This is a genomic window from Streptomyces sp. Y7 (assembly GCF_043195415.1).
Lineage (GTDB): Bacteria > Actinomycetota > Actinomycetes > Streptomycetales > Streptomycetaceae > Streptomyces.
This window is the reverse complement of sequence record NZ_JBIDDQ010000049.1, coordinates 1-19,365: the sequence shown is the minus strand read 5'-3', so window position 1 is coordinate 19,365 and position 19,365 is coordinate 1. Positions and strand designations below refer to the sequence as shown.

Annotated in this window: 15 protein-coding genes and 1 pseudogene; 12 read left to right on the top strand and 4 right to left on the bottom strand. The window is 72.3% G+C overall.

Features of this window, described 5'->3' with window-relative positions; all coding sequences use genetic code 11:
* The first annotated feature begins 409 nt into the window (after window positions 1-409).
* A complete protein-coding gene (locus ACGFW6_RS44890) occupies window positions 410-1,534 on the top strand; it encodes a lipid II:glycine glycyltransferase FemX (protein ID WP_393523532.1) in 1,125 nt (374 codons plus the stop codon).
* Between the two features lie 359 nt (window positions 1,535-1,893).
* A pseudogene (locus ACGFW6_RS44885) lies at window positions 1,894-2,844 on the top strand (DMT family transporter); the annotation flags it as partial.
* Between the two features lie 455 nt (window positions 2,845-3,299).
* Here ACGFW6_RS44885 and ACGFW6_RS44880 read toward each other — a convergent pair.
* A complete protein-coding gene (locus tag ACGFW6_RS44880) occupies window positions 3,300-4,274 on the bottom strand; it encodes a hypothetical protein (protein WP_393523530.1) in 975 nt (324 codons plus the stop codon).
* Window positions 4,275-4,305: 31 nt separating this feature from the next.
* On the opposite strand from ACGFW6_RS44880, the gene ACGFW6_RS44875 reads away from it, so the two are divergent.
* The 9 genes from ACGFW6_RS44875 to ACGFW6_RS44835 all read left to right on the top strand — a co-directional run bounded on the left by ACGFW6_RS44875 (window position 4,306) and on the right by ACGFW6_RS44835 (window position 14,779).
* The gene (locus ACGFW6_RS44875) at window positions 4,306-4,428 is read left to right on the top strand and encodes a hypothetical protein (RefSeq protein ID WP_393523527.1); all 123 of its coding nucleotides are present in this window, start codon (window positions 4,306-4,308) and stop codon (window positions 4,426-4,428) included.
* Between the two features lie 261 nt (window positions 4,429-4,689).
* Window positions 4,690-5,484, top strand: a complete 795-nt coding sequence (locus ACGFW6_RS44870) for a TIGR03084 family metal-binding protein (protein WP_393523525.1) — start codon at window positions 4,690-4,692, stop codon at window positions 5,482-5,484.
* Window positions 5,481-7,184: an acyclic terpene utilization AtuA family protein gene (locus tag ACGFW6_RS44865; protein ID WP_393523522.1), complete on the top strand. Its 1,704-nt coding sequence runs from the start codon at window positions 5,481-5,483 to the stop codon at window positions 7,182-7,184. Before ACGFW6_RS44870 ends, ACGFW6_RS44865 begins: the two co-directional genes overlap by 4 nt.
* On the top strand, window positions 7,181-8,779 hold the full coding sequence (locus tag ACGFW6_RS44860; protein WP_393523520.1) for an acyl-CoA carboxylase subunit beta: 1,599 nt from the start codon (window positions 7,181-7,183) through the stop codon (window positions 8,777-8,779). Before ACGFW6_RS44865 ends, ACGFW6_RS44860 begins: the two co-directional genes overlap by 4 nt.
* 10 nt (window positions 8,780-8,789) lie before the next feature.
* Complete coding sequence (locus tag ACGFW6_RS44855) at window positions 8,790-10,634, top strand: biotin carboxylase N-terminal domain-containing protein (RefSeq protein ID WP_393523518.1); 1,845 nt, start codon at window positions 8,790-8,792, stop codon at window positions 10,632-10,634.
* A gap of 55 nt (window positions 10,635-10,689) precedes the next feature.
* Complete coding sequence (locus tag ACGFW6_RS44850) at window positions 10,690-11,829, top strand: acyl-CoA dehydrogenase family protein (protein ID WP_393523516.1); 1,140 nt, start codon at window positions 10,690-10,692, stop codon at window positions 11,827-11,829.
* Between the two features lie 39 nt (window positions 11,830-11,868).
* Window positions 11,869-13,446 carry a 4-coumarate--CoA ligase family protein gene (locus ACGFW6_RS44845; RefSeq protein ID WP_393523514.1) on the top strand — a complete coding sequence of 526 codons (1,578 nt, stop codon included), beginning with the start codon at window positions 11,869-11,871 and terminating at the stop codon, window positions 13,444-13,446.
* Window positions 13,443-14,177 carry an enoyl-CoA hydratase family protein gene (locus tag ACGFW6_RS44840; protein ID WP_393523511.1) on the top strand — a complete coding sequence of 245 codons (735 nt, stop codon included), beginning with the start codon at window positions 13,443-13,445 and terminating at the stop codon, window positions 14,175-14,177. The genes ACGFW6_RS44845 and ACGFW6_RS44840 overlap by 4 nt, the downstream gene beginning before the upstream one ends.
* Window positions 14,165-14,779, top strand: a complete 615-nt coding sequence (locus ACGFW6_RS44835; RefSeq protein ID WP_393523509.1) for a TetR/AcrR family transcriptional regulator — start codon at window positions 14,165-14,167, stop codon at window positions 14,777-14,779. Before ACGFW6_RS44840 ends, ACGFW6_RS44835 begins: the two co-directional genes overlap by 13 nt.
* Window positions 14,780-14,806: 27 nt before the next feature.
* On the opposite strand, the gene ACGFW6_RS44830 is transcribed toward ACGFW6_RS44835, so the two are convergent.
* Together ACGFW6_RS44830 and ACGFW6_RS44825 are read right to left on the bottom strand one after the other, a co-directional pair.
* On the bottom strand, window positions 14,807-16,264 hold the full coding sequence (locus tag ACGFW6_RS44830) for a protein kinase (protein ID WP_393523534.1): 1,458 nt from the start codon (window positions 16,262-16,264) through the stop codon (window positions 14,807-14,809).
* Window positions 16,265-16,510: 246 nt separating this feature from the next.
* A complete protein-coding gene (locus ACGFW6_RS44825) occupies window positions 16,511-17,611 on the bottom strand; it encodes a citrate synthase 2 (protein ID WP_393523508.1) in 1,101 nt (366 codons plus the stop codon).
* Window positions 17,612-17,970: 359 nt separating this feature from the next.
* Here ACGFW6_RS44825 and pdxH point away from each other — a divergent pair, with 359 nt between their 5' ends.
* A complete protein-coding gene (gene pdxH, locus ACGFW6_RS44820) occupies window positions 17,971-18,660 on the top strand; it encodes a pyridoxamine 5'-phosphate oxidase (RefSeq protein WP_393523505.1) in 690 nt (229 codons plus the stop codon).
* Between the two features lie 279 nt (window positions 18,661-18,939).
* Here pdxH and ACGFW6_RS44815 read toward each other — a convergent pair.
* On the bottom strand, window positions 18,940-19,365 hold a 426-nt coding region (locus tag ACGFW6_RS44815), incomplete at its 5' end, for a LysR family substrate-binding domain-containing protein (RefSeq protein ID WP_393523503.1).

Below are 19,365 nucleotides of genomic sequence, written 5' to 3'. Positions count from 1 at the left end.
CGGGGGTGGTGGGGTGCGGGTGAGTGGGGGCTGGTCGCGCAGTTCCCCGCGCCCCTGGGGGTTGGAGGGCCGTTGGTTGATCGGCCGGCTTGGCGGGGCTCGTCGCGCGCGGTTCCCCGCGCCCCTGGGGGCGGAGGGCCGTTGGTTGATTGTTCGGCTTGGCGGGGTCGCGCGTGGGTTTCCGTGCCTCTGCGGGGTTGGAGGGCCGTCGGTTGTTTGTTCGGTCTGGCGAGAGCTGGGGGTGCGGTTCCGCGCTTAGGGGGTGTACGCCGATCGTGAGGGGGCCGGGCTCACGAGGTGAGCCCTTGCGTGGGCCCGCTTAGGGTGGATGATCACCAGCGTGTTCGATCCTGAGGCCGCCGCCTTCGACCCCCGGCCGCCTCGCCCGGCCACCGACAGGAGCCCACCCATGCCCCTCCTCCTCCGGCCCGTCACCCGCGACGAGCACCTGGCCTTCGTCGCGGCGCGTCCGTCCGCAAGCCATATGCAGGTCCCGTCCTGGGGTGACGTGAAGCCGGACTGGAGGGCGGAGAGCCTGGGCTGGTTCGACGCGGAGGGCCGGATGGTCGGCGCCGGGCTCGTGCTGTACCGGCCGCTGCCGAAGCTGAAGCGGTACCTGGCGTATCTGCCCGAGGGCCCGCTGATCGACTGGCACGCGCCCGACCTCGTGGAACGCTGGCTGGAGCCGATGCTCGCCCACCTCAAGGGCCAGGGCGCCTTCTCGGTGAAGATGGGCCCGCCCGTGGTCGCCCGGCGCTGGAGCACCGACGCGGTGAAGGCCGCCATCGCCGACCCGGCCGCCCGCCGACTGGGGGACGCGGAGCCGACGTCGTACGAACCGGGTGCCCAGGACCTCGCCGACCGGCTGCGACGGTCCGGCTGGCGGCAGACCGAACCCGGCGGCGAGGACGGCTTCGCCGCCGGGCAGCCGCGCTACGTCTGCCAGGTGCCGTTCGCCGGCCGGACGCCCGACGACATCCACCGCGGCCTCAACCAGCAGTGGCGGCGCAACATCAAGAAGGCCGAGAAAGCGGGCGTGAAGGTCGTGCAGGGCGGCTACGAGGACCTGCCCGTGTTCTACGACCTCTACGTCGAGACCGCCGAGCGCGACCGGTTCATCCCGCGCCCGCTGCCCTACTTCCAGCGCATGTGGACCGCCCTCACCGCCGAGCACCCCGACCGGATGCGGCTCTACCTCGCCCACCACGACGGCGACACCCTCGCCGCCGCCACGATGCTGACCGTCGGTGAGCACGTCTGGTACTCCTACGGCGCCTCCACCAGCCGCAAGCGCGAGGTTCAGCCCAACAACGCCATGCAGTGGCGGATGATGACCGACGCCCATGAACTCGGCGCCGCCGTCTACGACTTCCGCGGTATCACGGACACGCTGGAGGAGTCCAACCACCTGCTGGGCCTGCTGCGGTTCAAGGTGGGCGCCGGCGGTGAGGCGGTCGAGTACCTGGGGGAGTGGGACTTCCCGCTCAACCGCGTGCTGCACAAGGCGCTGGATCTGTTCATGGCCCGGAGGTAGTCACCGGCCGGTAGCGGTAGCGGTAGCGGTAGCGGTAGCGGTAGCGGTAGCGGTAGCGGCAAGGGCGACGGCGACGGCACCGGCACCGATTCCCGGGTTCGGCCCGTGGCGCCACCTCCGGCGGCGGTGCCATCTTCGGCCGCGGTGCCATCTTCGGCCGTAGCGGCATTCGGCTGCGCCACCCTCGGCTCCAGCCCTCAGCAGCCCGCCCGTCCTCCGCCCGTCCCCCGCCTGGCCACTGCGCCCGTCCACACTCTGGGACAGTGGCATAACGGGTTCACACACCTGACGGAGTCCACTACCCTGGACTCGGAAGTGCAGTGCGATGAACGAACCCGAGTCGAGCCCCTGGAACGCCCGTGAGCACCCCTGACGCCGCCGCCACGCCCTCCGCGACCCCTGCCCGGGCCGTCCCGGACCCGTCGGCCGGTGCCCCGCGTGGTCTGGGCTCGCTCGGTCCCGTGGGCCTCGTGCTGGCCGGCGGGATCTCGGTGCAGTTCGGCGGCGCCCTCGCGGTCAGCCTCATGCCGCGGGCCGGCGCGCTCGGTGTGGTGGCGCTGCGGCTGCTGGTCGCGGCGATCGTCCTGCTGGTGATCTGCCGCCCCGGGCTGCGCGGTCACTCCCGTACGGACTGGGGCACGGTGATCGTCTTCGGCGTCACCATGGCCGCGATGAACGGCCTCTTCTACCAGTCGGTCGCCCGCATTCCCCTGGGTCCCGCGGTCACCCTGGAGGTCCTCGGTCCGCTCGCCCTCTCCGTGCTGACGTCACGCCGTGCCGTCAACGTCGTCTGGGCGGGACTCGCTCTCGCCGGCGTCTTCCTGCTTGGCGGCGGAGGCTTCGACAGCCTCGATCCCCTGGGTGTCGCTTTCGCCCTGGCGGCCGGCGCCATGTGGGCGGCCTACATAGTCTTCAGCGCCCGCACGGGTCGACGCTTCCCCCAGGCGGACGGGCTCGCCCTCGCGATGGCGGTCGGGGCCGTGCTGTTCCTGCCTCTGGGCATCGCCGAATCGGGTACGAAGCTCACCGACCCGGTGACCATCGGGCTGGGCGCCGCGGTAGCGATCCTGTCGTCGGTCCTGCCTTACACTCTCGAACTCCTCGCCCTGCGCCGCCTGCCCGCGGCGACCTTCGCCATCCTGATGAGCCTGGAACCGGCCGTCGCCGCCACCGCCGGCTTCCTCATCCTCGACCAGGCGCTCTCCGCCCTGCAGGCCCTGGCCATCGCCCTGGTCATCGCGGCGAGCATGGGAGCGGTGCGGACCCAGGTGGGGCGTGGGAGGGCGAAGTCGGTAGGGGCGGCCGAGCCCGCAGCCGCCGCCCAGCCCGTCACGCCTACTGATGCGGTCGCCGCCCCTGACGCGGTGACGATCAGCGAGCCAGCCGCAGCCGCAGCACCCGAGCCAGCAGCAGCCGCAGCACCCGAGGCAGCCGTGGCCGCCGCAGCACCCGAGGCAGCCGTGGCAGCCGCAGCCTCTGTGGCCGCCGCAGCCCCCGTAGCGGCCACCGCCCCCGTCGCAGCCGTCGAGCCCGTGACGGCCCTGGGGCACGTGAACTCCGTGACCTCCGCCAAGGCCGTCGAACCCGAGAACGGCTAGGCGCGTTCCCGGGCCGTGACAGCCCGGGCTCGCGGCGACTCGCGGATCCCGCGGACGCGTTCCCGGGCTGTCATCCCGGCGCCCCCGGCGCCCCACCGATCACGCGGACATAGGCGCGTCCCCGGGCCGTCACCCCCGCGCCCCACCCCCCACACGCAACCCACTGATCACGCCGCCGCGCCGGCCCCCGGCGTCGACTCGCGCATCAGCAGGTCCCGGACGGCGAGGCCGTGCCGGGAGCGCAGTCGGCTCAGTTCCCACAGGCCCACCGCGGTCACCGAGACCGGGGCGCCGAGCATCAGCAGGATCCGGACCGGGGTCGGCACGCCCGCGTAGGCGTCCGTGAACAGGTCGATCAGGGCCATCTCCCACACCAGGGTCATGGCCAGCAGCGGCGGCATCGTCTCGTGGATGTCGGCGGTGCGGAAGACGTGGACGAGCCCCAGGCCGACGCCCCAGACGATGAAGGGCAGGACCCATACGAAGATGGCCACGCAGACGAGGACGGTCACGGCGGTCATCACCGGGTTGGTCGCGAACCGGCCCTCGACGAAGCCGGTGAGCACGACCACCGGGAACACGAAAACCGCGCCGATGAGCGCCACGATCGCGCCGAAGGGCTTCGCGGCCCGGCGCAGCAGCTCCCGCCGTCCCGTGGCCGGCACCAGGGAGAGCAGGATGCCCACGGCGACCGGGAACGTCACGGACAGCATCAGGACGCTGATCCAGGACTGGTCGGCACGCTTCTCGGCGGCGTCCCCGAGGGAGTCCGCGATCTTGTAGGTGACCGACATCCACACTACCGCGGCCAGCCCCACCCAGGTGCGGATCTTCTGCATCTGGGCCACCACGGGGTCCTGGACGATGCCGGGCCGGGACGGCTTGAACACCCGGCGCGCGGTGTGCACGGGGCCGAACCGCTGCCACAGCCGCAGGAAGGGACCGGGCGCGGGTTGCGGCGGCGGAGACGGCGGCTGGGGGTGGGGCGGATAGGGCTGCGGCGGGTAGGGGTGCGGGATCTGCGGCGGATGGCCGGCGCCGGGCGGTGCGGGCTGGGGCGGGTACGGGCCGAGTGAGGGCGGATACGGCTGCCCGCCCTGCGGGTCGTAGGGCGGCTGCCCGCCCGGGTTCCAGTTGCTCATCCTTGCGTCTCCCCCGATGTGACCTGTGTGCGTGCTCGACGTGCGCGTACTGGACGTGCGCGTGCTGGACGTGCGCGTGCTCGACATGTGCCCGATCGACATGTGCCGGTCGACCCGTTGCTCCCGCAACAGCCGCGCCGCCCGAGTGTATTGACGGCACACCACACCGACACCCTTCCCACCGTGAACACTTCCCAAGTGACGCAGCCACACCACGCAGCCACACCACGCAGCCACACCACGCAGCCACACCACACAGCCACACCACGCAGCCACACCACGCAGCCACACCTGCAGCGAATTAATGCAAGCACGCTTGCTTGTTTTCTCCCGCGCTGCCATGCTCCTCACCACGCCGCACCACATGGCCGCATAACCACCCCCGCACACCGCCGTGCCCCGAGGGGAGCGCACCGTGTCCGATCCGACGCCCGTGTTCGACGATCTGCGCGAGGAGAGCGAGGAGCTCGAACGGCTCGTGGCCGGCGCGAGCCCCGAGCAGTGGGCTCTCGCCACACCGGCGCCCGGCTGGAGCGTCGCCCACCAGCTCGCGCACCTCGCCTGGACGGACCACTCGGCGCTTCTCGCGGTGACCGACGTGAAGGCGTTCCACGAACTGGTGGAGAAGGCGCTGACAGCGCCGGGGTCCTTCGTGGACGACGGTGCGGAGGAGGGTGCCGCGCTGCCGCCCGAGGAACTGCTGGCGCGATGGCGGGAGGGACGGGTTGCGCTGGACACGGCGTTGCGCGAGGCCCCGCCCGGCACCAAGGTCCCCTGGTACGGCCCTCCCATGTCCGCCGCCTCCATGGGTACGGCCCGGCTCATGGAGACCTGGGCCCACGGTCAGGACATCGCCGACGCCCTCGGTGTGGTGCGCACACCCACCGACCGGCTCAGGCATGTGGTGTGGATCGGGGTACGGACCAGGGACTTCGCCTTCGGCGTGCACGGACTGCCGACTCCGCTCGACGACTTCCGCGTAGAACTCGTGGCTCCCTCGGGCGAGTTGTGGACCTATGGTCCCGAGGACGCCCCGCAGCGGGTGACCGGCCCGGCGCTCGACTTCTGCCTCCTGGTCACCCAGCGCGCCCACCGCTCCGACCTCGCCCTGAGCGCCGAAGGCCCCGACGCCGACCGCTGGTTCGACATCGCCCAGGTCTTCGCGGGCCCGCCCGGCGAGGGCCGTGCGCCGAAGGGGGCGGCCCGGTGACGCCCGCACCGTCCCCGCTGCGGATCGGCAACGCCTCCGGCTTCTACGGCGACCGCTTCGAAGCCATGCGCGAGATGCTCACCGGCGGCGAACTGGACATCCTCACGGGGGACTACCTCGCCGAACTCACCATGCTGATCCTCGGCCGCGACCGGCTGAAGGACCCCGCCGCCGGTTACGCCCGCACCTTCCTGCGCCAGCTGGAGGAATGCCTCGGCCTCGCGCAGGAGCGCGGCGTGAGGATCGTCGCCAACGCGGGCGGCCTCAACCCGGCCGGACTGGCGGAGGCGGTACGGCAGCTCGCCGAGCGCCTCGGTCTGCCCGTGCGGGTCGCCCATGTCGAGGGCGACGACCTCACCGCCGCCCACCCCGGCAGCCTCGCCGCGCACGCCTACCTCGGCGGCTTCGGTATCGCCGCCTGTCTGCGGGAGGGCGCGGACGTCGTCGTCACCGGGCGGGTGACCGACGCGGCCCTCGTCACCGGACCCGCCGCCGCCCACTTCGGATGGGGGCCCGGCGACCACGACCGGCTCGCGGGAGCCGTGGTCGCCGGACATGTGCTGGAGTGCGGGACCCAGGCGACCGGCGGCAACTACGCCTTCTTCCACGAGTTCCGCGAGGGCGGCGGCGACCTGCGCCGCCCCGGCTTCCCGCTCGCCGAACTGCACGAGGACGGCAGCTGCGTCATCACCAAGCACCCCGGCACCGGCGGTCTCGTCGACGTCGGCACGGTCACGGCCCAGCTGCTGTACGAGACGGCGGGCGCCCGCTACGCCGGGCCCGACGTCACCGCCCGCCTGGACAGTGTGCGGCTCACCCAGGAAGGGCCGGACCGCGTCCGGATCGAGGGCGTGCGGGGCGAGGCTCCGCCGCCGACGCTCAAGGTCGGTGTCAACCGCCTCGGAGGCTTCCGCAACGAGGTCGCCTTCGTGCTCACCGGCCTCGACATCGAGGCGAAGGCCGGCCTCGTGCGCGAGCAGCTGACCGACGCACTCGCCAAGTCACCGCCCGCCGAGGTCCGCTGGGACCTGGTGCGCACCGACCGGCCCGACGCCCCGAGCGAGGAGACCGCGAGCGCACTGCTGCGGCTCGTCGTGCGCGACCCGTCCCAGGAGGCCGTCGGCCGGGCCCTGAGCGGCGCCGCGATCGAGCTGGCGCTAGCCAGTTACCCCGGCTTCCATGTGCTGGCCCCACCGGGGAAGGGCTCGCCCTATGGGGTCTTCGAGGATGTGTACGTCCCCCATGGTGCCGTCGACCATGTGGCCGTCCTCCACGACGGACGCCGGATCCCCGTGCCGCCGGCCCACGACACCCTCGTACTCGACGTAGTGCCGGAGCCGTCGCTCCCGCAGCCGCTGGCGCACGGGCCCACCCAGCGGGCTCCGCTCGGGCGCGTCGCGGGTGCCCGCAGCGGGGACAAGGGCGGCAACGCCAACGTCGGCGTCTGGGTGCGCTCGGACGACGCCTGGCGCTGGCTGGCGCACGAGCTCACGGTCGACCGGTTCCGGCAGCTGATCCCCGAGAGCGGCCCGTTGAAGGTCACCCGGCACGTCCTGCCCGACCTCCGCGCCCTGAACTTCGTCGTCGAGGGAATCCTCGGCGAGGGCGTCGCCGCCCAGCACCGCTTCGACCCGCAGGCCAAGGCCCTCGGCGAATGGCTGCGCTCCCGCCACCTGGACATCCCGGAGATCCTGCTGTGACCGTGCTGCCGTCCACCCTGGACACCAACGGCTCCGACTACCGGGCCAACCGCGAGACCATGCTCGCCAAGCTCGCCGAACTCGACACCGAGCACGCCAAGGCCCTCGCGGGCGGCGGCCCCAAGTACGTCGAACGGCACCGGGGGCGCGGCAAGCTGCTGGCCCGCGAGCGCATCGAGCTGCTCCTCGACCCCGACACCCCGTTCCTGGAGCTGTCGCCGCTGGCGGCCTGGGGCAGCGACTACGCCGTCGGCGCGTCCCTCGTCACCGGCATCGGGACCGTCGAGGGCGTGGAGTGCCTGATCACCGCCAACGACCCCACCGTGCGCGGCGGAGCGAGCAATCCCTGGTCGCTGAAGAAGGCGCTGCGGGCGAACGACATCGCGCTCGCCAACCGGCTGCCCGTCGTGAACCTCGTCGAGTCTGGCGGAGCCGATCTCCCCTCCCAGAAGGAGATCTTCATCCCCGGCGGCGCGATCTTCCGGGACCTGACGCGGCTGTCGGCCGCCGGGATCCCCACCGTCGCCGTCGTCTTCGGCAACTCGACCGCCGGCGGCGCGTACGTCCCCGGCATGTCCGACCACGTGATCATGGTCAAGGAGCGCGCCAAGGTGTTCCTCGGCGGCCCGCCCCTGGTGAAGATGGCGACCGGCGAGGAGAGCGACGACGAGTCCCTCGGCGGCGCGGAGATGCACGCGCGCGTGTCGGGCCTCGCGGACTACTTTGCCGTCGACGAACCGGACGCCCTGCGCCAGGCCAGGCGCGTGGTCGCCCGCCTCAACCACCGCAAGGCGTACGGCGATCCGGGCCCGGCCGAGCCGCCCAAGTACGACGCCGAGGAACTCCTCGGGATCGTGCCCGGCGACCTGCGCACCCCCTTCGACCCGCGCGAGGTCGTCGCCCGGCTCGTCGACGCCTCCGACTTCGACGAGTTCAAGCCGATGTACGGCACCAGCCTGGCCACCGGCTGGGCCTCCCTGCACGACTATCCCATCGGCGTGCTCGCCAACGCCCAGGGAGTCCTGTTCAGCGAGGAGTCGCAGAAGGCGGCCCAGTTCATCCAGCTCGCCAACCAGCGCGACATCCCGCTGCTGTTCCTGCACAACACCACCGGCTACATGGTGGGCAGCCAGTACGAACAGGGCGGCATCATCAAGCACGGCGCGATGATGATCAACGCCGTCAGCAACAGCCGCGTGCCGCACCTCTCGGTCCTCATGGGCGCGTCCTACGGCGCCGGCCACTACGGCATGTGCGGCCGCGCCTACGACCCCCGCTTCCTGTTCGCCTGGCCCAGCGCCAAGTCGGCCGTCATGGGCCCGCAGCAGCTCGCCGGCGTCCTGTCGATCGTCGCCCGCCAGTCGGCCGCCGCGAAGGGACAGCCGTACGACGAAGAGGGCGACGCGGCGCTGCGGGCCATGGTGGAGCAGCAGATCGAGTCCGAGTCCCTGCCGATGTTCCTGTCCGGGCGGCTGTACGACGACGGGGTCATCGACCCGCGCGACACCCGCACGGTCCTCGGCATGTGTCTGTCCGCCATCCACACCGCCCCCTACGAGGGTGCGCGCGGTGGCTTCGGCGTCTTCCGGATGTGAGGGATCACCAGTGATCACTTCTGTACTCGTGGCCAACCGGGGCGAGATCGCCTGCCGGGTCTTCCGCACCTGCCGTGAGTTGGGAATCCGGACGGTCGCCGTGTACTCGGACGCCGACGCGAACGCCCTCCACACGCGCGTGGCCGACACAGCGGTACGGCTGCCGGGCGCGGCGCCCTCCGACACGTATCTGCGCGGCGACCTGATCGTGAAGGCGGCGCTCGCCGCCGGCGCGGACGCCGTGCACCCCGGCTACGGCTTCCTCTCCGAGAACCCCGGCTTCGCCCGCGCGGTCCTCGACGCCGGACTCACCTGGATCGGGCCGGCCCCGGAGGCGATCGAGGCGATGGCGTCCAAGACGCGCGCCAAGGAACTGATGGGCGTCGAGCCGCTGCGCGAGGTCACCGAGGCCGACCTGCCCGTCCTGGTGAAGGCGGCCGCGGGCGGCGGCGGACGCGGCATGCGCGTCGTACGGCGACTCGCGGACCTGGACGCCGAACTGGAGGCCGCGCGCGCGGAGGCCCACAGCGCCTTCGGCGACGGCGAGGTCTTCGTCGAGCCCTACCTGGAGGACGGCCGGCACGTCGAGGTGCAGGTCCTCGCCGACACCCACGGCACGGTCTGGGCGCTCGGCACCCGCGACTGCTCCCTCCAGCGACGCCACCAGAAGGTGATCGAGGAGGCCCCGGCACCCGGCCTGCCCCCCGAACTCACCGACTCCCTGTACGAGATGGCCGTACGCGCCGCGCGGTCCGTCGGCTACGTCGGCGCCGGCACCGTCGAGTTCCTCGTCGCCGGCCGCGCCGCGCACTTCCTGGAGATGAACACCCGCCTCCAGGTCGAACACCCCGTCACCGAGGCCGTGTACGGCGTCGACCTGGTCGCCCTCCAGCTCCGCGTCGCCGAAGGACACGCCCTCGACGAGGAGCCCCCACGCGCGCGTGGCCACGCCGTCGAGGCCCGCCTGTACGCCGAGGACCCGGCCCGCGACTGGGCCCCGCAGACCGGCACCCTGCACCGCCTCGCCGTCCCCGACGGCATCCGCCTCGACACCGGCTTCACCGACGGCGACGAGATCGGCGTCCACTACGACCCGATGCTCGCCAAGGCCGTCGCCCACGCCCCCACGCGCGCGGAGGCGATCCGCGCCCTCGCCGGCGCCCTGGACCGTGCCGCCGTCCACGGCCCGCCCACCAACCGCGACCTCCTCGTCCGCTCCCTGCGGCACAAGGAGTTCACGACCGCACGCATGGACACCGGCTTCTACGACCGCCACCTCACCGACCTCACCGAGCCGGCCCCCGACCCGCACGCCCCCCTCGCCGCGGCCCTCGCCGACACCCACGCCCGCTCCCGCTTCGGCGGTTTCCGCAACGTCCCCTCCCAGCCCCAGAGCAAGCGCTACGCGATGGCCGGCGAGGAGATCGAGGTCCACTACCGCCACACCCGCGCGGGCCTGGAGGCGGACGGAGTGCGCGTCGTCCACGCCGACGCCGCGCTCGTCGTCCTCGAAGTGGACGGCGTACGGCGGAACTTCGACGTCGCCCGATACGGCGACGAGATCCACGTCAACACCACCCGCCTGACCGCGCTGCCCCGCTTTGCCGACCCCACCGCCCAGATCGCGCCGGGCTCCCTCCTGGCCCCCATGCCGGGAACGGTCGTCCGAGTCGCCGACGGCCTGACCGAGGGGGCGACGGTGGAGGCCGGCCAGCCCCTGCTGTGGCTGGAGGCGATGAAGATGGAGCACAAGATCACAGCCCCGGCCACAGGCACGCTGACGGCCTTGCATGCGTCGCCCGGCCTGCAAGTGACGGTCGGCGCTCTGCTGGCGGTAGTGCAGCCGACCCCTTAGGGGCGCGAGGAACTGCGCGAGCAACCACACACAACCCGCACCCGGAAGGAGTCCCATGCCCGCCACCCTCGAAACCGAGGAACACAAGGCCCTACGATCCGCGGTAGCCGCCCTGGGTAAACGCCACGGCCGCGACTACGACCGCGAGGCCCTCTGGTCCGAGGCCGCGAAACTCGGCTACCTCGGCGTCAACCTGCCGGAGGCATACGGCGGCGGAGGCGGCGGCATAGCCGAACTCTCCATCGTCCTCGAAGAACTCGGCGCCGCGGGCTGCCCCCTGCTGATGATGGTCGTGTCCCCGGCGATCTGCGGCACGGTCATCGCCCGCTTCGGCACCGAGGCACAGAAACGGGAGTGGCTCCCCGGCCTCGCCGACGGCACCCGCACCATGGCCTTCGGCATCACCGAACCCGACGCCGGCTCCAACAGCCACCGCATCACCACCACCGCCCGCCGCGACCCGGACACCGGGGACTGGCTCCTGACCGGCCGCAAGGTCTTCATCTCCGGCGTCGACATCGCCGACGCCACCCTCATCGTCGGCCGCACCGAGGACGCCCGCACCGGCAACCTCAAGCCCTGCCTGTTCATGGTCCCGCGCGACGCCGAAGGCTTCACGCGCCGCCAGATCGACATGGAACTCAGCGCCGCCGAGAAACAGTTCGAGCTGACCCTCGACGACGTACGGCTGCCCGCCGACGCCCTCGTCGGCGACGAGGACGCAGGTCTCCTCCAGCTCTTCGCCGGACTCAACCCCGAACGCATCATGACGGCCGCCTTCGCGATCGGCATGGGCCGCTACGCCCTCGCCCGCGCCGTCGAGTACGCCCGCGACCGCACCGTGTGGAAGGCCCCCATCGGCGCCCACCAGGCCATCGCGCACCCCCTCGCGCAGGCGCACATCGACCTGGAACTGGCCCGCCTGATGATGCAGAAAGCGGCCCACCTCTACGACGCCGGCGACGACGTCGGCGCGGGCGAGGCCGCCAACATGGCCAAGTACGCGGCGGGGGAGGCCTGCGTGAAGGCCGTCGACCAGGCCGTGCACACCCTTGGCGGCAACGGCCTCACGCGCGAATTCGGACTCGCCTCGTTGATAACCGCGGCACGCGTCTCTCGTATTGCTCCGGTGAGCCGGGAGATGATTCTCAACTACGTCTCCCACCAGACCCTGGGCCTGCCCAAGTCGTACTGACCGGGGCGCCCGTCCGGCACCGTGTCGCGAGGAGGAACCGTGTTCCGCAGCGAGTACGCAGACGTCCCGGCCGTAGAACTTCCCATCCACGAGGCCGTACTGGGCCGGGCCGCCGAGTTCGGGGACGCCCCCGCGCTCATCGACGGCACGGACGGCACCACCCTCACCTACGAACAGCTCGACCGCTTCCACCGGCGCATCGCCGCCGGCCTCGCGGAGACGGGCGTGCGCAAGGGCGACGTGCTCGCCCTGCACAGCCCCAACACGGTCGCCTTCCCCACCGCGTTCTACGCCGCCACACGCGCGGGTGCCTCCGTCACCACCGTGCACCCGCTCGCCACGCCCGAGGAGTTCGCCAAGCAGCTGAAGGACTCGGCGGCCCGCTGGATCGTCACTGTCTCACCGCTGCTGGAGAGCGCACGCCGGGCCGCCGAACTCGCGGGCGGCGTGCAGGAGATCTTCGTGTGCGACAGCGCGCCCGGACACCGCTCGCTCATCGACATGCTGGCCTCCGCCGCCCCCGAGCCCCAGGTCGACATCGACCCCGTCGCGGACGTCGCGGCCCTGCCGTACTCCTCCGGCACCACCGGCATCCCCAAGGGCGTGATGCTCACGCACCGCCAGATCGCCACCAACCTCGCCCAGCTCGAACCGGCGATCTCGGCGGGACCCGGCGACCGCATCCTCGCCGTCCTGCCCTTCTTCCACATCTACGGCCTCACCGCCCTGATGAACGCCCCGCTGCGGGTCGGCGCCACCGTCGTCGTCCTGCCCCGCTTCGACCTGGAGACCTTCCTCGCGGCCATCCAGAACCACCGCATCACCGGCCTGTACGTCGCCCCGCCGATCGTCCTCGCCCTCGCCAAGCACCCGCTCGTCGCCCAGTACGACCTGTCGTCGCTGAAGTACATCGTCAGCGCCGCCGCCCCCCTGGACGCGAAGCTCGCCGCCGCCTGCTCGCAGCGCCTCGGCCTGCCACCGGTCGGCCAGGCCTACGGCATGACGGAACTGTCCCCCGGCACCCACGTCGTCCCGCTCGCCGCCATGGACGACGCCCCCGCCGGCACCGTCGGACGGCTCATAGCCGGCACCGAGATGCGGATCGTCTCCCTCGACGACCCCGACAAGGACCTCGGAGCCGGCGAGTCCGGCGAGATCCTCATCCGCGGCCCCCAGGTCATGAAGGGCTACCTCGGCCGCCCCGACGCCACCGCCGCCATGATCGACCCCGACGGCTGGCTGCACACCGGCGACGTCGGCCATGTCGACGCCGACGGCTGGCTGTTCGTCGTGGACCGCGTCAAGGAACTCATCAAGTACAAGGGCTTCCAGGTCGCGCCCGCCGAACTGGAGGCACTCCTGCTCACCCACCCAGGCATCGCGGACGCGGCTGTGGTCGGCGCCTACAACGACGACGGAAACGAGGTGCCGCACGCCTATGTGGTCCGCCAACCCTCCGCGACCGACGTCTCCGAGGGCGAGGTCATGATGTACGTCGCCGAACGCGTCGCCCCCTACAAGCGGGTCCGCCAGGTCACCTTCATCGACGGCGTCCCCCGGGCCGCCTCCGGCAAGATCCTGCGCCGCGAACTGCGCGCGCCGAAGGAGAGCGCATGACGCTGATCGGCCGCACCCGCACTCGCGGCGTGGAGACTCTGAGCCTCGACTCCCCGGCCACCCGCAACGCGCTCTCCGCGGCGCTGGTGGGCGAGCTGGCCGACGCGCTGACGGACTGCGCCAAGGACGCCGACGTACGCGCCGTCGTCCTCACCCACACCGGCAACACCTTCTGCGCCGGCGCCGACCTGCGCGACCCGCCGGACCCGGACGCGCTCGTCGCCCTGCTCCGGCAGATCGTCCAACTGCGTAAACCGGTCGTCGCCCGGGTCACCGGCCACGTCCGCGCGGGCGGCCTCGGCCTGCTCACGGCCTGCGACATCGCCGCCGCCTCCCGCGAGGCCACGTTCGCCTTCACCGAGGTCCGCATCGGCGTGGCCCCCGCCGTGATCTCCCTGCCCGTGCTCCCCCGCGTGGACCCGCGCGCCGTCGCCCGCTACTACCTCACCGGCGAACGCCTCGACGCGCCCGAAGCCGCCCGCATCGGCCTGCTCACCGCCGACGGCGAGGACGTCGACGCCGTACTGGAACCCGTCCTGGACGGCCTGCGCAGAGCCGCACCCCAGGCCCTGGCCGAGACGAAAGCACTGCTCACGGCTAAGGTGCTGGAAACCTTCGACCGGGACGCGGCCGACCTGACCGCGCTCTCGGCCCGGCTGTTCTCCTCCACCGATGCCCGCGAGGGGATGACGGCCTTCCTCGAACGACGGGATCCGCAATGGGTGGTGTGAGCACAGTCGGCGACCGCGTGGACCGCGTGCCCAAACAGGACCGCAGCCGCGCCACCCGCCAACGCCTCCTGGAAGCCGCCGTGGCCTGCCTCGCCGAACACGGCTGGGCGGGCTCCACGGTCTCCGTCGTCGCCGAACGCGCCGGCGTCTCCCGAGGCGCGGCCCAGCACCACTTCCCGACCCGCGAGGACCTCTTCACCGCGGCCGTCGAATACGTCGCCGAGGAACGCTCCACAGCCCTGCGCGCCCTGTTCCCCGAAGGCGCCGCGGGCGACCGCCGGGCCGTCGTCTCCGCCCTCGTCGACCTCTACACCGGCCCCCTGTTCCGCGCGGCCCTGCACCTGTGGGTGGCCGCCTCCAACGAGGACCAGCTACGGTCCCGGGTCACCGAGCTGGAGGCCCGGGTGGGCCGCGAGACGCACCGTATAGCCGTCGACCTGCTCGGCGTCGACGAGAGCCGCCCCGGCGTCCGCGAAACCGTCCAGGGCGTCCTGGACATGGCACGCGGCCTTGGCCTGGCCAACCTCCTCACCGACGACGCCGGGCGCCGCGAGCGCGTGGTGGCACAGTGGGGGCTGCTGCTGGACGAGACCCTGAGCTGACCGCGTCGCCTGCTGCGGCAGCCGCTGTCAGTCGTCGTCGCCCTCGTCGTCGCCGCCGTCGTGCCGCGCGTCGGGCTGCTGCTCCTGCTGCTCCCGCTCGCGCTTCTGCTGCTCCCGCCGCTCCTCGTCGTCCCGCGCCCCGCGCTCGGCGGGCGCGGAGCTGATCGGCGACGGGCTCGACTCCAGCGGCGACACCGACGCCGAGGCGCTCTGGCCGGGCGAGGTGTCGGACTTCGTGCTCTCGGCGGCGCTCTTGTCGGGGGAGAACCACAGCATGCCGAGCAGCATCGCCGCCACGAACAGCGCCGCCGCGGCCACCGTGATCAGCAGGTTCCGGGTGCCCCTACCGGCGTCCGCACGGGGACGGGAGCGGGCCCGGGACCCGGCGCGCGCGGCGGAGACACCGTGCGACCGGGCGGGGGACGCCGAGCGGGAGCGGGCGGTCGGTGCCGAAGGGGACCGAGGAGCGGCCGCCGAGTGGGACCGGGCGGCGGATTGCGACCGCGACCGGCTGTGGGCGCGGCCCGGTCCGCCGCGGGGCGACGAAGTGCCCTGGTTCGAGGGCAGCGCGTACGTGGTCGGGCTGCTGGTCCCGCCCATCGGGTCCCGGCCGGACGCCGCGGCCGACGACGGGCGTGACGGGGCCGTCACCTCGGGCAGCGGCTCCGCGCGGCCCAGCCAGGCCCCCTCGGCGAACCAGTCGGCGGCCCGCTGGGCGGCCGGACGGTGTTCGGGCTCCTTGGCGAGCAGACCGAGGAGGTAGTTCTCGAACGCGGGCGGCAGACCGGCGACACCCAGCTCGCGCGGCGGCACGGGAGCCGCGTCGAGATGCTGATGCAGGATCGCCACGGCGGAGTCGGCCTGGAACGGCGGGCGCCCGGTCAGCAGCTGGTAGAGCACGCAGCCCAGGGCGTAGACGTCCGAGGCGGGACCGGCCGGCTTGCCCAGCGCACGCTCCGGGGCGAGGTAGAGACTCGTGCCGACGATCTGCCCGGTCGCGGTGAGCGCGGCACCCGGGTCGTCCACGAAGCGGGCGATACCGAAGTCACCGATCTTGAGGGTGCCGTCGGCGTCCAGCAGCAGATTGCCGGGCTTGATGTCACGGTGCACGATGCCCTGCCGGTGCGCGGCGGCGAGCCCCGCGGCGGCCTGCGCCGCCATGCGCGCCACCCGCTCCGCGGACTGCGCCCCCGACCGGGTCAGCAGCCGGGCCAGGTTGTCGCCCTCGACGAGCTCCATCACCAGGTAGAGCCGGTTGTCGTACTCGCCGAAGTCCCGCACACCCACCACGTTCGGATGGTCGATCCGCGCGGCCGTCTGCGCCTCCAACCGGAACCGGGACGTGGCCGTGGGGTCGGAGTCCTGCGGCAGCAGGAGCTTGACGGCGACATGCCGGCCCAGGGTCTCGTCGTAGGCCCGCCAGACCTCCCCCATCCCGCCGCGCCCGATCGACTCGCCCAGCCGGTAGCGGCCCGCTATCAGCACCTGTTTCCCCATCCCTCATGCCGTAAGAGATCTCGACGCCGCAGGCCGTAACTCACCACGCAGGGACGGGTGATGGTGGGATGCCGCAGCCGCCCCAGCATACTGGCGGAGTGGATCAGTCACGTTCCGTGTGCCGTCATCGACGGGCCACGGCGGGCCTGGAGCGCCCGCCGGGAGCGGCACCACGCGAAGCGCTACGGCCCGCGTGATGACCGGCCCGCCGGAGGGGAGGGTGGTGCGTGGGACTCAGTGCGCGATGTCGGCGTAGCCCTCGACCTCGCGCGGATTGCGCGGGCCCGGGCCCACATAGCGCGCCGAGGGGCGCACGAGGCGGCCCGTGCGCTTCTGCTCCAGGATGTGCGCCGACCAGCCCGCGGTCCGGGCACACGTGAACATCGACGTGAACATGTGCGCCGGGACCTCCGCGAAGTCCAGGACGATCGCCGCCCAGAACTCGACGTTCGTCGCCAGGACACGGTCCGGACGGCGGGCGTGGAGCTCCGCCAGAGCCGCCTTCTCCAGAGCCTCGGCGACCTCGAAGCGGGGCGCGCCGAGCTCCCGCGCGGTCCGGCGCAGAACGCGCGCACGCGGGTCCTCGGCACGGTAGACACGGTGACCGAAGCCCATCAGGCGCTCGCCGTTGTCGAGGGCCTGCTTGACGTACGCCTCGGCGTCGCCGGTCCGCTCGATCTCCTCGATCATCCCGAGGACCCGGGAGGGAGCGCCGCCGTGCAGCGGGCCGGACATGGCTCCTACGGCGCCGGACAGGGCCGCGGCCACATCCGCACCGGTGGAGGCGATGACACGGGCCGTGAAGGTGGAGGCGTTCATGCCGTGCTCGGCGGCGGACGTCCAGTAGGCGTCCACGGCGGCCACGTGCTTGGGGTCGGGCTCGCCGCGCCAGCGGATCATGAACCGCTCGACGACGGACTGTGCCTTGTCGATCTCGCGCTGCGGGACCATGGGCAGACCCTGACCGCGCGCGGACTGGGCGACGTAGGACAGGGCCATGACGGCGGCGCGCGCCAGGTCCGCGCGGGCCTGCTCCTCGTCGATGTCCAGCAGGGGCTTGAGGCCCCACACGGGTGCGAGCATCGCGAGCGCGGACTGCACGTCGACGCGGATGTCACCGGAGTGCACGGGGATCGGGAAGGGCTCGGCGGGCGGCAGTCCGGGACGGAAGGCCCCGTCGACGAGCAGCCCCCAGACGTTCCCGAACGAGACGTGGCCGACCAGGTCCTCGATGTCGACGCCCCGGTACCGCAGAGCGCCGCCCTCCTTGTCCGGTTCGGCGATCTCCGTCTCGAACGCGACGACTCCCTCGAGTCCGGGTACGAAATCGGACATCAGGCGGCTCCTCGTGATGTGTGCGACGGATGGGGTTGTGGGTGGAGCGAGTGGGTGGAACGACCACAGGTCAGTCGGCGGAGATGGGCGTACGCCGGGTGGATCCACGGTCACGGGCTCGGAATCCGGGCTTGCGGGACTCCGGACCTCGGCGGACTCGCGGTCCGGGGCGTACCCCTGTGATGCCCCGTGCGGCTGGCGGTCATCCAACCGGAACGGCATCAGAACGATAACCCTGAGTGCCACCTTTTGGGGACCCCTGCGGCACTGAGTGCCATGCAATTGCCCTTCGGCAACGAAGGGCACCGTGCCCGACGACGCCCGTTCGGATACGGCTTCGGATACGGCAAGATGACCGCGTGACCGACCGAGACCCCGTCGCCTCCGATCCCGCCGGGCCCGCCCCCGACCCCGCCGCGATGCGCAAGCACTACCGGGCCGAGGGTCTCGCCGAGGCCGACCTGGCCGCCACTCCGGTGGCCCAGTTCGCGCGCTGGTTCAAGCAGGCCGCGTCGGAGGCCCACCTCTTCGAGCCGAACGCCATGATCGTCTCCACCGCGGACGCCGAGGGCCGGCCCAGCTCCCGCACGGTGCTGCTGAAGCAGTTCGACGACCACGGCTTCGTCTTCTTCACCAACTACGGCTCCCGCAAGGGCCGCGACCTCGCCGAGAACCCCTACGTCGCCCTGCTCTTCCCCTGGCACCCGATGGCCCGCCAGGTCATCGTCACGGGCGTCGCCCGCCGCACCGGCCGCGACGAGACGGCCGCCTACTTCCGCACCCGCCCCCACGGCTCCCAGCTCGGCGCCTGGGCCAGCACCCAGTCCTCGGTCATCCCCTCCCGCGCGGAACTGGACGCCTCATACACCGAACTCGCCGCCCGCTACCCCGAGGGCGAGCAGGTACCGGTCCCCCCGAACTGGGGAGGCTTCCGGGTGGCTCCCCGGACGGTGGAGTTCTGGCAGGGCCGGGAAAACCGCCTGCACGACCGCCTGCGCTATGTGGCGGAGCAGGACGGGGGGTGGCGGGTGGAGCGGCTGAGTCCGTGAGCCTGTCCCCGCGCCCGCCGCGCAACGCAGACGACCCGCGAGCTCGGGTCCTTCCGCCGGAGCGGAGGAGCCGGCCGGACGTACCGGCGAACTCGCGGGTCGGGTGACTGCTGGGATTGGGCCGGCTGCACGCGTCTCTCACGTGCTGGTCCGGCACCGCACTGGGTGGGGTGACGGGCCGCTAGCCCGCAGCCACCTCACGCGTCCGGTATTCATACATCTGCCGAACCACCTCCCTTCTCGTGTGCACCACACACTAGGAACGTGGTCGGCTCCCGATCAACCGGTTTTTCGAGATATTGACGCCAGCAGATTCCCCACCAGCGGATTCGCGCCGTTCCTGCGCCATGCCACCGCCACCCGGGTCCGTTCCGTGTTCGGTTCGACGGGGCGGAAGGACACGCCCTTGAGGCGGATGCGGCGGATGCTCGTGGGGGCCAGGGAGATGCCGAGGCCCGCTTCCACGAGGGCGCAGACCGTTTGCCATTCGACGGCCTCCTGGGTGACCCGGGGGGTGAAGCCCGCTGTGGCGCAGAGGGCGGTGATGCGGTCGTGGAGGCCGGGGCCCGCTGCCCGGGGGAGGAGGACGAAGGGGGCGTCGGCGAGGTCGTGCAGGGGCACGGTGCGGCGGCCGGCCAGGGGGTGGGTCGTGGGGAGTACGGCGACGAAGGGTTCCGTGAGGATCGTGCGGAAGGCGAGGGCGGG